The sequence below is a fragment of the Rhodospirillum sp. A1_3_36 genome (genome assembly GCF_047263945.1).
Lineage (GTDB): Bacteria > Pseudomonadota > Alphaproteobacteria > Rhodospirillales > Rhodospirillaceae > Rhodospirillum.
The window spans coordinates 417,354-429,722 of sequence record NZ_JBLAVB010000004.1 but is presented as its reverse complement, the minus strand read 5'-3'; the positions used below and the strand labels follow the sequence as shown (position 1 = coordinate 429,722).

The following is a 12,369-nucleotide window of genomic DNA, read 5'->3' as shown; positions in this document are numbered from 1 at the left end:
ACCCTCCTGCTCCCTTCCCCTTCGACCCTAGACACTCCTCCGAAGCCTAGACAACGAAGCATGAATCCGAAGCACGGACGGCCGTTGCCCCCTCAGGCCCGCAGAAATGGGTGGTGACGTGGAAACGTCTTTTCTGACCGGCGCGAACGCGGTTTATATTGCCGAGGTTTACAGCCGTTATCTGGAGGATCCGTCCTCCGTCGATCCCAGTTGGATCGATCTCTTCCAGGAATTGCGCGACGGCGCCGACGACCTGTCCGGTGATCTGGTCGGTCCCTCCTGGACGTCCCGAGGCAACAAGGTCATTGGCGCTCCCGATCCGGAGGCCGCTGCGGCCAAACCGGGCAAGGGGAAGGGCGTTCAGCCCCCCCCCGGTGCCAGCCAGGAGGAGATTCGGGCCCGCACCCTGGATTCCATTCGCGCGTTGATGATGATCCGCGCCTATCGGGTCCGGGGCCATCTGATGGCCGATCTGGATCCCCTGGGGCTGCACAAGACCAACGAGCATCCCGAATTGGATTACAGGTCCTATGGCTTTGTCGAGGCCGACCTTGGTCGCGAGATCTTCATCGACAACGTCCTGGGCATGGAAAGCGCGCCCCTGCGCCAGATCATTGACGTGGTCCGCGATACCTATTGCGGCACCATCGGCGTCGAGTTCATGCACATCCAGGACCCCGATCAGAAGAGCTGGATCCAGCGGCGCATCGAGTCCGAACGCAACCAGACCAAGTTCACCCCCGAGGGCAAGACCGCGATTCTGGAGCGCTTGACCGAGGCCGAGGGCTTCGAGAAGTTCCTGCAGGTCAAATACACCGGAACCAAGCGGTTTGGCCTGGAAGGCGGTGAAAGCGTCATCCCTGCTATCGAGCAGATCCTCAAGCGCGGCAGCCAGCTTGGATTGGTGGATGTCAACTTGGGCATGGCCCACCGGGGCCGCTTGAATGTGCTGACCGCCATCATGCACAAGCCCTATCGGGCGATTTTCTCCGAATTCCAGGGGAATAGCGCCAATCCGGACGATGTCCAGGGGTCCGGCGACGTGAAGTACCACCTGGGGACCTCTGCGGATCGGGAATTCGACGGCAATGTCGTCCACCTCTCCCTGCAGGCCAATCCGTCTCACCTGGAAGCTGCGGACCCCGTTGTGCTGGGCAAGGTGCGGGCCAAGCAGACCTTGACCGGTGATCTCGAGCTCGGTCGCAAGAAGGCCATGGCCATCCTGATCCACGGTGACGCGGCTTTTGCCGGGCAGGGTTTGGTGGCCGAATGCTTTGGCCTGTCCCAGTTGAAGGGGTATCGCACCGGCGGCACCATCCATATCGTCATCAATAACCAGATCGGCTTTACCACCAGCCCGCAGTACTCCCGGTCCGGGCAGTATTGCACGGACATCGCCAAGATGGTCCAGGCGCCGATCCTGCATTGTAACGGTGACGATCCCGAAGCCGTGGTCCATGCGGCCCGCATTGCCACCGAGTTCCGGCAGGAATTCGGCGTTGATGTGGTGGTGGATATGGTCTGCTATCGCCGTCATGGTCACAATGAAAGCGATGAACCGGCCTTCACCCAGCCGATCATGTACCAGAAGATTGCCAAGACGGAGACGACACGCACCCTATACGCCAACAGGTTGGTGGCCGATGGTGTTCTCTCTCAGGCTGACGCAGACGCCATGAGCGACCGCTTCACCGCAAGGATGGAAGAGGAATATCAGGCCGGATCCACTTATAAGCCCAACCGCGCCGACTGGCTGGCGGGCAAGTGGGAAGGCCTGGAGGCGATGAATGGCGAGGAGGAATATCGCCAGGACAAGACCACCATCAGCCCCGAGGACCTGAAGCAGGTCGGGACTGTGTTGGGAACGCCGCCAGAGAATTTCGATGTCAATCGCAAGATCCTTCGCCAGATGAAGGCCAAATTGCAGATGATCGAAACCGGTCAAGGCTTCGACTGGGCCATGGGCGAGGCTTTGGCCTTCGGCTCCCTTGTCAAGGATGGCCACCCGGTTCGCCTGTCTGGGCAGGACTCCGGTCGCGGGACGTTCTCCCACCGCCATTCGGTGCTGGTGGATCAGAAGACCGAGGAGCGCTACATTCCCCTGGAGCAGATCTCCGAGACTCAGGCCCGTTACGAGGTGATCGACAGCCCGTTGTCGGAGTTCTCGGTGCTGGGGTACGAATATGGCTACTCCCTGTCCGAGCCCCGGGCGCTGGTGCTTTGGGAGGCGCAGTTCGGTGATTTTGCCAACGGCGCCCAGGTGATTTTTGACCAGTTCATCAGTTCCGGAGAAAGCAAGTGGTTGCGCATGTCCGGTCTGGTCTGCCTGTTGCCCCATGGCTACGAAGGCCAGGGTCCTGAGCATTCCTCGGCCAGACCCGAGCGCTATTTGCAGCTTTGTGCCGAGGACAACATGCAGGTCTGTAACCTGACGACCCCGGCGAACTACTTCCACGCCTTGCGTCGCCAGGTCCTGCGCAATTTCCGCAAACCCTTGATCATCATGGCACCCAAGTCCCTGCTGCGCCACAAGCTGGCCGTCAGCATCGCAACGGACTTCACCGATCATGGCTTTCGCCGGGTGATCGGCGAGACTGCCACCACCTTGGTTGCTGATGACAAGGTCCGGCGTGTGGTGCTTTGCTCGGGTAAGGTGTACTACGACCTGTTCCAGGCACGGGAAGACCAGGGCATTGATGATGTGGTCCTTGTCCGGGTTGAGCAGCTTTATCCCTGGCCCAAGGACACCCTGATGGCCATCCTGAAGCGCTATCCCAACGCTGATGTGGTGTGGTGCCAGGAAGAACCGGCCAATATGGGATATTGGATGTTCGTCGACCTGCGCATCGATTACGCGCTGGAAGAGCTGGACCACAAATATCGTCGCGTGTCCTACGCGGGCCGTCCGGCCTCGGCCTCTCCGGCGACCGGGTCCAACCGCGAGCATGGCCGCGAGCAAAACCTGCTCGTGGAACAGGCCCTCACCTGGAAGCGGGACGTTTTGCCCCAACCTTTCCGGCGGGCCACCAAGCTCAGCATTATTGGTCAGTGATCCCGGCCGCGCTTTAGATCCATCATTCATAAGAACGTAGAGTCCAGGAGACATCCATGGCCACCGAAATCACCGTGCCCCAACTGGGCGAATCCGTGTCCGAGGCGACGGTCGCCAAGTGGTTCAAGCAGGTTGGCGACGCTGTCGCCGTCGACGAACCCCTCCTTGAGCTGGAGACCGATAAGGTCACCGTCGAGGTTCCCGCACCTACCGCAGGCGTCCTGAAAGCGATTATCGCTGAGGAAGGCGCCGAGGTTGAAGTCGGCGCCCTTCTCGCTCATCTGGAAGAGGGTTCTGGCGCCGCTCCAGCCCCCAAGAAGGCAGAGCCGAAGGCCGAAGCGCCCAAGGCTGAGGAAAAGAAGGTCGAGGCCCCTAAGGCCGCTGCAGTGGCGGCTCCGGCCGCCAAGGCCGCCAATCTCGACTACCCCCTGCCACCCGCCGTGCGCAAGCTGGTGGATGACAACGCGCTGGATCCCTCCAAGATCCCGGCGACCGGCAAGGACGGCCGCCTGACTCGGGAGGATGTGGTGATGTACATGAAGGGCGGCGCGTCCGCCCCGGCTGCGGCGGCCCCCGCAGCTGCGGTTTCGAGCATGCCCTCCGGCCCGGGCCGCGAGCCCACCGAGCGCGAGGAAAAGGTCAAGATGACCCGCCTGCGCCGCAAGATCGCCGAGCGGCTGAAGGACGCGCAGAACAGCGCGGCCATGCTGACCACGTTCAACGAAGTGGACATGACCAACGTCATGGCCCTACGCAGTCAATACAAGGACGGTTTTGAAAAGAAGCACGGCATCAAGCTGGGCTTCATGTCCTTTTTCGTGAAGGCCTGCGTCCAGGGGCTCCAGGAATTGCCTGCTGTCAATGCCGAGATCAGCGGTGATTCTCTCATCTACAAGAACTACTACGACATTGGTGTTGCCGTCGGTGGCCCGTCTGGTCTGGTGGTTCCCGTGGTTCGGGATTGCGACGTCAAGTCCTTCGCCGAAATCGAGGGCGCCATTGCCGGGTACGGCAAGAAGGCCCGCGACGGCAGCCTGACCATGGAAGAGATGAACGGTGGAACTTTCACCGTGTCCAACGGCGGGGTCTATGGGTCCCTGATGTCCACACCCATCCTGAACCCGCCCCAGTCGGCGATTCTGGGTATGCACAAGACTCAGATGCGCCCGATGGTGATGCCCGATGGGTCGATCCAGGCCCGTCCGATGATGTATCTGGCGCTCAGCTATGATCACCGGATCATCGACGGCAAGGAAGCGGTGACCTTCCTGGTTCGGGTGAAGGAAAACCTTGAAGATCCGGCCCGTCTGCTGCTGCAGGCCTAAGTCATTGCCCCGGGCGCGCGTTTCCTTCGCGCGCCCGGTTCAATTTTCAGTGCCGGTTTCGGTCTCCTGTACCGTTTATTAATGAAGTCGCCGCGAGGGTCTCCCGGAGATCCCGGCGCCCGAAAGGAAAAGGGACGTGTCCATGTCCGATTATGATGTCGTTGTGATTGGCGGCGGCCCCGGTGGCTATGTCTGCGCCATCCGCGCCGCCCAGCTCGGCCTGAAGGTGGCCTGCGTCGAGAAACGGGGAGCCCTCGGCGGCACCTGCCTGAACGTGGGCTGCATTCCCTCCAAGGCCCTTCTCCAGTCCTCCCACCTTTATGAGGAGGCAGAAAAGCACTTCGACGCCCATGGTATCAAGGTCGGCAAGCTCTCCCTCGACGTGAAAACCATGCTCGACCGCAAGGACGAGGTGGTGAAATCCAATACCCAGGGCATCGAATTCCTCTTCAAGAAGAACAAGGTGGACTATGTGATCGGCGCGGGTCGCATTGAGGACGCCAACACGGTTCTTGCCGACACCAAGGATGGCGAGAAGACGCTGAAGACCAAGAATATCGTCATTGCTACGGGCTCTGACGTCATGCCCCTTCCTGGCGTGGACATCGACGAGAAGCAGATCCTGTCCTCCACCGGGGCGCTTGAACTGCCGAAGGTGCCCAAGTCCATGGTTGTCATCGGCGCCGGTGTGATCGGCTTGGAGCTGGGTTCCGTTTGGCGTCGCCTGGGTGCCGAGGTGACTGTGGTGGAATTCCTTGATGTGATCCTGCCGCCGCTCGATGGCGAGGTGCGCAAGAACGCCCAGCGGATCCTCCAGAAGCAGGGCATGGCCTTCAAGCTGGGCCAGAAAGTGACTGGCGCGGAAACCACCAAGTCCAAGGTGAAGCTGACCATCGAGCCCGCCAAGGGGGGCGACGCCGAAGTGATCGAGGCCGAGACCGTCCTGGTGGCCATTGGCCGCCGTCCCTATACCGAGGGTCTGGGCCTGGACAAGGCGGGCGTGAGCGTCACCGACCGGGGTTTTGTGGAGGTCGACCACGATTTCCAGACCAACGTCCAGGGCATCTTTGCCATCGGTGATGTGATCGGCGGCATGATGCTGGCCCATAAGGCAGAGGACGAGGGGTCGGTGTTGGCTGAGATGCTGGCCGGGCAGAGCGGCCATATCAACTACGATGCCATCCCCTCGGTGGTCTACACTTGGCCGGAAGTCGCGGCGGTGGGCAAGACTGAAGAGCAGTTGAAGGAGGCTGGGGTCAAATACAAGTCCGGCAAGTTCCCCTTCACCGCCAACGGTCGGGCCAAGGCCAATGGCGACACAGACGGTTTCGCGAAGGTGTTGTCCGACGCGGAAACGGGACGGGTTCTGGGCTGTCACATCATCGGCCCCGCCGCAGGCGATCTGATCAGCGAAGTGGTTTTGGGCATGGAGTTCGGGGCCTCGGCCGAGGACATTGGTCGCACCTGTCACGCCCACCCGCAGCTCGGCGAAGTGGTGAAGGAGGCCGCCCTGGCGTCCCACGATAAGCCGATCCACATGTAAAACGGGGACAGGGTGGGCGCCCGCCCATACCCGGCTGGGGAGCAGGGCTCCCCAGACCCCACATTCCTTTTCTCGACCGTTTGTCCGGTCGAGTGTTGGCAAGGGGACATGTTTCCTCTGTGTCGCACCGAGGGGTTTGGGGAGGTCACGCCTCCCCAATTCGGGGGTTAAAGGGGGCGAAAGCCCCCTTTTGTATGCCGGGAGCAATATGACGTGCGCGTTCTCTTCCTACACCAGAACTTTCCGGCTCAATTTCGCCATCTGGCGCCCCGTCTTGCCACGCGGGAGGGGTGGGATGTAAGGGGCCTGGGGGTTCACGAACCGGTCCCTCCCCCCCTGCTTGGTGTGACCAGTTACCGGTACCCCATTCCCGATGCCAATCCCTCGCCTCAACCCCGCTTGCGGGAGATAGACACCAAGCTGCGTCGGGCGGATGGGGTCTTCCGGGCAATATCGACGCTCAAGGAGAAGGGCTTCACGCCTGATCTGGTGATCGGCCACCCGGGCTGGGGGGAGATGCTCCGGCTGGGGGAGGTCTTGCCCGAGGCGAAGGAAATCTCCTATGCGGAGATCTATTACCAGGACACCGGTGGGGACCACGATTTCGATCCGGAGTTTCCCTATCCAGAGTCCAACCTTCCGTTGCGCAACCGGCTGGCCAATGCTGCCATTGATGTGAGCATGGCCCGATGCCGAGCTGCAGTGGCGCCGACGGCTTGGCAGGCCGGGCGTTTCCCTGCCCACTTCCAAGACAAGATCCACCAGATCCACGACGGCATCGATACCCGGATCCTGAAACCTCGGGAGCGGGGGATTCTTGACCTGGACGGTTGGACGGTGGCCAAGGGGGAAAAGGTGGTAACCTTTGCCACCCGCTATCTGGAGCCCATGCGGGGGGTCCATACCTTCCTGCGGGCCCTGCCGCTGATCCAGGCCATGGAGCCCGACTGCAAGACAGTGGTGGTGGGCCGGGACGACAAGTCCTATTGGCGCATGGAAAAGGACAAGCCGACCCATAAGAAACGTCTGATTGCCGAAGTGAGCGACCGCTTGGACTGGGACCGGGTGCGCTTTGTCCCCTGGCTTCAGCGTGACGCCCTGACCCGGCTGTTCCAGGTGAGCGCGGCCCATGTCTATCTGACTTTTCCCTTCGTGCTCTCCTGGTCGATGCTGGAGGCGATGGCCTGCGGCGCGCCGGTCATCGGGTCGCGAACGGACCCCGTGATGGAGGTGATCGAGGACGGGGTGAACGGCCATTTGGTCGACTGTCTGGATCCGGAGGACTTGGCAGAGAGAGTGGTGGCGGTGCTGCGCGACCCGGAAGGGCAGAAGCCCATCCGCGCCCGGGCACGGGAGACGGTGGTGGAGAAATACGACTTGGAAACGGTGTGCCTGCCCCAATGGTTGAAGGTGATCGATCGGGTGGTGGCATCGTGACTGCGGTTCGGCGCAAGGGCGCGGGCAAGGTCGCCGATGTGACGCCGGAGCTCCTCGCCCGACTGCATGGGGGACTTGAGGAAACACTGACGCTGAGCGAATGCTTGGCCGTTGATTTCGCCGAGATGGCGCGGGGCTGCCTGCCCACTGCAAGCGCTGAGGCCGTCGCCGCTGCGGTGGATCCGTCTGCGGGGATCACCAGGCGCATGGCCCAGGCTGCGGGCGCCTTGTCAGTCGAGAGTGTGGAGGGTTTGGCGTCCCATCCCAGCGATACGGTCCGGGGCTGGATGGCCTTCGCGTTGGCCGATCGGTGGGGGAGCGACTTGGAGGCTCTCTTTTCGGCCCTGAGGCCGCTCGCGGCGGATGCCCATTTCGGGGTGCGCGAATGGGCTTGGCTGGCGGCCCGCCCCGCCATCGTCGCCAAACCGATGGAGGCGCTGGTCTTGCTGACACCCTGGACCGGAGAGGACGACGAAAACCTCCGCCGCTTCGCCAGCGAGGCGACTCGGCCCCGAGGCGTTTGGTGCTCCCACATCGCCGGTCTGAAAGCAGATCCGGATCCCGGTCGCGTCCTCTTGGAGCCCTTGAAGGCAGACCCGTCCAAATATGTGCGGGATTCGGTGGCGAACTGGCTGAACGACGCCGCCAAGACGCGTCCCGATTGGGTGCTCTGGCTGACCGATCGGTGGTTGGAGGGGGGCCAAAAGGAAACCGCCGCACTGGTCAAGCGGGCGCGGCGGTCGATCAAGGGATAGGCGGGCTGTGGGCAGGGTCACCCCTGGCCGTCCCCCTTGCCCTCCCGGGCCATGTCCTTGAACTGTTGGTTCAAGGCGTATTCCTCGCTGGTGACATGGCGTTCCATGGAGGTTGCCCGGTGTTCCAGGTCATCGAAGGCCCGGCGCAGCTCGGCGAATTCCGAGTCGGGGTCCACCGGACGGGGCTTTGCGCTCGCCATGCCAGAACCGGGACCAGGGCCGACCGCATTGGCTGTCGGAGGGCTGGAGAAGGTCTCGCGGATTGCAGCGCTCGCCCGATCCGTGGCGCGACGGACCGAATCGGGGTGCTCGGACCAGAGCCACACGCCGATAAAGACCAGAACCGCCAGGGGAAAATTCATGATCACGCCGATAATCAGCAGGGCAAGGATGGCCTTGCGAGGCAATCCCGTCTTGTCGGCGGCGAATTGGGTCACGCGGCGGATCAGGCCCGGATGTCCTTCGCGGAAGGCGCCCTTCGGGCCGGGGCATCCCTTGGCCCAACCCTCGTGCCAATGGGTGTGGTAATGGGTATGGCGTTCCTTAGGGGCGCTCATGATTTGGATCTCCAATCGGGCTTATCGGACGCCAGGATCCGTTCCAGGGTTTCCAGGCGTCCGGCCAGGTCCTTGGCCCTGGCACGGAGGTGTTCCAGTTCTTCCCGGGAAACGGCGATCTTGCCATCACCCAGGTCGGCCATCTTCATGCGTTTCCATTTGGTGATGTAGTGGAAGACCACCCAGGTGGGCAGCACCAGGGAGACGAAGATCACCAGGGGAACGAAGGTGATGGCGAAGAAGGACAGCATGGGTGATCACCGGCGGCGGGAAGGGAAAGGGAAGGGCGGACAGGTCCCGGTTTGGCTGGCCTGGGCTCGTTGGCCAGGGCCGGGCTGAGGGGAAAGGACCGCCCAGCCTAACCCAGGGACCGAGACAAGATCAGCCTTAGGCTTTCTTGCCACCGATCTTTTCCTTGAGTTTCGCCAATTCGTCTTCAACGTCGGCATCGGCTCGCAGGGAAACGAACTCCTCCTCCAGGCTGGGTTTCCCGCCAGTGCGCCCCATTTCCAGCACGTCGGCGTCGGCCTCCAGCTCGTGGATGCGGCGCTCCAGCGAGTCGTAACGGTCGATGGCGTCATCGACGCGCCCGTCGTACAGAGTCTTGCGCACCTGGACCCGCTTTTGGGCGGATTGCATGCGGATCTCGATGGATTTCCGCTTGCTCTTGGCCTCATCCAGCTTGGCTTGCAGTTTGGCCAAGTCCTGGTTGGTCTTGGTCAGGCTTTCGTCGATGACCTGCAGTTCGGCTTCTGCGGCGATGGCCCGGTCAGCCAGTTTGCGCTTGGCCACCAAGGCCCCCTTGGCCAGATCTTCGCGGCCTTTACCCAAGGCGAATTCGGCCTTGGCGCCCCAGTCTTCGGCGTCCCTCTCCAGGGCAGCGAGCGAGCGCTCCAGGTCCTTCTTGTCGGCGATCATACGCACGGCGGAGGCCCGGACTTCCACCAGGGTGTCCTCCATCTCTTGGATCATGAGACGCGCCATCTTCTCCGGATCCTCAGCCTTATCAAGCAAGGCGTTGAGGTTGGCGTTCACGATGTCGGTCATACGGGAAAAGATACCCATCGGTCATGTCCCTTTGGTTTGGGGGTGAGGAGTGATGTCCCCGTTATTGCGAAGACCGTGCCAAAAGGTGACAACCCCCAAATGCCTCGGTTTCTCACAGGAGTAACTCGGAAAAAGTGGCGAAAACCGCTAACTGTTGGCGAAAACATATAGCGATAATCGCTAATCTACTCGTCATAGGGGGGGCCAATGCCCGGTCAGGACGATCATGCAAAGGAGCTTCAGGGTGTTCCCGTAATAGTCTTCGTCGGCAAGGGATCGTTTGGTGATGTCTTTCCAGAGGGCATCGAGCCATTTCTGGTGGTCGGGGTCGACCATGGCGGCGACGGCCATGGGGGCCAGGAAGGCCATTTGATCCTCGCCCTGGTCGGCCATGGGAGCGCCCGACAGCCAATATCCGGCGTTGATTTGGCTGGGGTCGTCTCCGGTGTCCTTGCGAATCCAGGCAATCATCGGCAACAGGGCCGCCCGGGCCCGCTGGTTGCCATAGAGGACCGCGTCCATGGCGATTCGCCAGGGAACGCGGGCGGCGTTCCAGGAAAAGGCGCCATCACCCTCTCCCTCCAGGACGTTGCGGGCGGCTGGTTCGGGGCCCTCGAGTCGGGCAATGATGAAGTCGGGCACCAATCCCGTATCCCGGGCCCAGCGGTGGCGCAGCTGCTCCAGCAGAGCATAGCTCTGGTCGCGGAGATCGTACCATCGCGTTTCCCCGGTGGTTCGGGCGAAGGCGGTGAAATGGCCGGGCATGAAGTCTGAGGTCCGGGTGGTGATGGCCCTGTCGGGGTTCTCTGGATCGGGTGCCTTGGCCCAGTCTCCCAGCAGCATATATCTGTCCTCTGCGGCCACTTCCCGGGCAAGGATTGCCGCAAGGACCGTCTTGGCCTCGGTCTTGTAGGAAATGGCGCCCTTCGATCCCCAGGTCTTGTCGGCGAGTAACAGGGCCATGGCGATGTCCAGGTCCCCGTCGCTGGCCGTCGTTGCCCCGTTCACCCGACCGCTGGCATCGTCGCATCCCAGGACCTGGTTCCAGGCCATCAACCCGGGACCGGAGGCGGCGGGATGGTCCCGGAAAAAGCGCACCATGTCGTCGAACAGGGCATGGGCCTTTGGATCTTTGTCTGCCATCAGAACAGTAATCAGCATGCCGTAGCCATGGGCCTCCGACACTGTAATGGTGTCTTCCGCCGCTCCTCCTTGCATGGCCTTGCCGTCGGCACCGACGTTCACATAGGCCCGGTCCTTGCCGCATCCCTCGGTCAGGTAGAGGGATTTCCATTGGGTGTAAAAGTCGGTCAGGGCCTTGTCCCGGTCCGCCTCGGGACTGTCTGGCAGGATGACCCCCAGGGCATAGGGATGCCCGGCTTGGGTCACTTCTTCCGCCCGGGCGGGGAGGGTGAGAAAGGCGAGGAGAAGGAGGCTGTTGAGAAACAAGCCAGGGGAGAGACCGGGGAGAATGGGGCGAGGATGCAAGGGGGACTCCTGTGGCTGAAGGGCTGTGCGCCATTATCTTCGCATGGTATGGGGAAAATGGAGCGATTTTGGGTATGCTCTCCCCTATGACCCCATTGCCCCCCATTGTCGGCGAGGATCCGGCTTTCCTCGACGTTATTGAAAAGGCCTCCCAACTGGCGCGGTTGGACAGGCCCTGTCTTGTCCTGGGCGAGCGGGGGACCGGCAAGGAGCTGGTGGCGGCCCGTCTGCATTATCTGTCACGGCGCTGGGAGGGACCTCTGGTCAAGGTCAACTGCGCCGCCCTGTCGGAAACCCTGCTGGATACGGAGCTGTTCGGCCATGAAGCGGGGGCCTTTACCGGTGCCCAGCGGCGCCATGTGGGCCGATTCGAGCGGGCCAGCGGTGGCACTCTGATCCTGGATGAGATCGCCTCGGCCTCCATGACCGTTCAGGAAAAGATTTTGCGGGTGATCGAATATGGCGAGCTGGAACGGGTTGGCGGCTCTGCGTCGATTTCCGTAGATACGCGGGTGATTGGCGCGGCCAACGTGGACTTGGCGGCGCGGGCTCAGGCCGGGTTGTTCCGGGCGGATCTGTTGGACCGGTTGGCCTTCGATGTCCTGACCTTGCCCCCCCTGCGCGCCCGCCCCCTGGACCTCTTGCCGTTGGCGGAGTCCTTCGCCCGGGACATGGCGCATGAGTTGGACCGGGAGGAAGCTCCCCGCTTTTCGCCGGTCGCTCTGGCCCAGTTGGCGGCCCACAGCTGGCCGGGCAATGTGCGCGAGTTGCGCAATGCCGTGGAACGGGCGGTGGCTCGCCTGCCAACGGATGGTGCTGTGATCGAAGAGGTGCCCATCGATCCCTTCGCCAGCCCCTGGCGTCTTGGAGCCACCCTGGGAGAGGGGCCCGACGATTCTTCCTCCGACCAATTGGGGAGCGCTTTTGCGTTCCATGACTTCGATCGCGCGGTGGCTGACTACGAGCGTTCCCTGTTGCGGAATGCCCTGAGGGGGGCCCGCCAAAACCAGCGAAAGGCCGCAGAGTCCCTGGGGCTGGGTTACCACCGCTTTCGGCGCCTTCTGGTCAAGCATGCCCTTTTGCCGGACAAATGATTGTTACGATTTGGGGAGATTGCGTCTTTTTGTTTCCGGAGTCGCCGTTCGACCCTAAAGTGAACCTGGAT

The 12,369-nt window shown here is 62.2% G+C and carries 10 protein-coding genes; 6 read left to right on the top strand and 4 right to left on the bottom strand.

What is annotated here, in order from left to right:
• Positions 1 to 106 precede the first annotated feature (106 nt).
• The 5 genes from ACLIRY_RS12240 to ACLIRY_RS12220 all read left to right on the top strand — a co-directional run bounded on the left by ACLIRY_RS12240 (position 107) and on the right by ACLIRY_RS12220 (position 8,112).
• Positions 107 to 3,052: a 2-oxoglutarate dehydrogenase E1 component gene (locus tag ACLIRY_RS12240; RefSeq protein ID WP_413205671.1), complete on the top strand. Its 2,946-nt coding sequence runs from the start codon at positions 107 to 109 to the stop codon at positions 3,050 to 3,052.
• Positions 3,053 to 3,108: 56 nt separating this feature from the next.
• Positions 3,109 to 4,377, top strand: a complete 1,269-nt coding sequence (odhB, locus tag ACLIRY_RS12235) for a 2-oxoglutarate dehydrogenase complex dihydrolipoyllysine-residue succinyltransferase (RefSeq protein WP_413205670.1) — start codon at positions 3,109 to 3,111, stop codon at positions 4,375 to 4,377.
• 142 nt (positions 4,378 to 4,519) lie between these two features.
• On the top strand, positions 4,520 to 5,920 hold the full coding sequence (gene lpdA, locus ACLIRY_RS12230; RefSeq protein ID WP_413205669.1) for a dihydrolipoyl dehydrogenase: 1,401 nt from the start codon (positions 4,520 to 4,522) through the stop codon (positions 5,918 to 5,920).
• 213 nt (positions 5,921 to 6,133) lie between these two features.
• The gene (locus ACLIRY_RS12225; protein ID WP_413205668.1) at positions 6,134 to 7,357 is read left to right on the top strand and encodes a glycosyltransferase; all 1,224 of its coding nucleotides are present in this window, start codon (positions 6,134 to 6,136) and stop codon (positions 7,355 to 7,357) included.
• On the top strand, positions 7,321 to 8,112 hold the full coding sequence (locus ACLIRY_RS12220; RefSeq protein WP_413205667.1) for a DNA alkylation repair protein: 792 nt from the start codon (positions 7,321 to 7,323) through the stop codon (positions 8,110 to 8,112). The genes ACLIRY_RS12225 and ACLIRY_RS12220 overlap by 37 nt, the downstream gene beginning before the upstream one ends.
• 17 nt (positions 8,113 to 8,129) lie before the next feature.
• Here ACLIRY_RS12220 and ACLIRY_RS12215 read toward each other — a convergent pair whose 3' ends face one another.
• From ACLIRY_RS12215 to ACLIRY_RS12200, 4 genes are all read right to left on the bottom strand, one after another.
• Positions 8,130 to 8,669: a hypothetical protein gene (locus ACLIRY_RS12215; RefSeq protein WP_413205666.1), complete on the bottom strand. Its 540-nt coding sequence runs from the start codon at positions 8,667 to 8,669 to the stop codon at positions 8,130 to 8,132.
• A complete protein-coding gene (gene pspB, locus ACLIRY_RS12210) occupies positions 8,666 to 8,920 on the bottom strand; it encodes an envelope stress response membrane protein PspB (protein ID WP_413205665.1) in 255 nt (84 codons plus the stop codon). The genes ACLIRY_RS12215 and pspB overlap by 4 nt, the downstream gene beginning before the upstream one ends.
• A 136-nt stretch (positions 8,921 to 9,056) precedes the next feature.
• Positions 9,057 to 9,734: a phage shock protein PspA gene (gene pspA / locus ACLIRY_RS12205; protein WP_413205664.1), complete on the bottom strand. Its 678-nt coding sequence runs from the start codon at positions 9,732 to 9,734 to the stop codon at positions 9,057 to 9,059.
• A 174-nt stretch (positions 9,735 to 9,908) separates the two neighbouring features.
• A complete protein-coding gene (locus ACLIRY_RS12200) occupies positions 9,909 to 11,204 on the bottom strand; it encodes a glycosyl hydrolase family 8 (RefSeq protein WP_413205663.1) in 1,296 nt (431 codons plus the stop codon).
• An 86-nt stretch (positions 11,205 to 11,290) separates the two neighbouring features.
• On the opposite strand from ACLIRY_RS12200, the gene pspF reads away from it, so the two are divergent.
• Positions 11,291 to 12,298 carry a phage shock protein operon transcriptional activator gene (gene pspF, locus ACLIRY_RS12195; protein ID WP_413205774.1) on the top strand — a complete coding sequence of 336 codons (1,008 nt, stop codon included), beginning with the start codon at positions 11,291 to 11,293 and terminating at the stop codon, positions 12,296 to 12,298.
• Positions 12,299 to 12,369 lie beyond the last annotated feature (71 nt).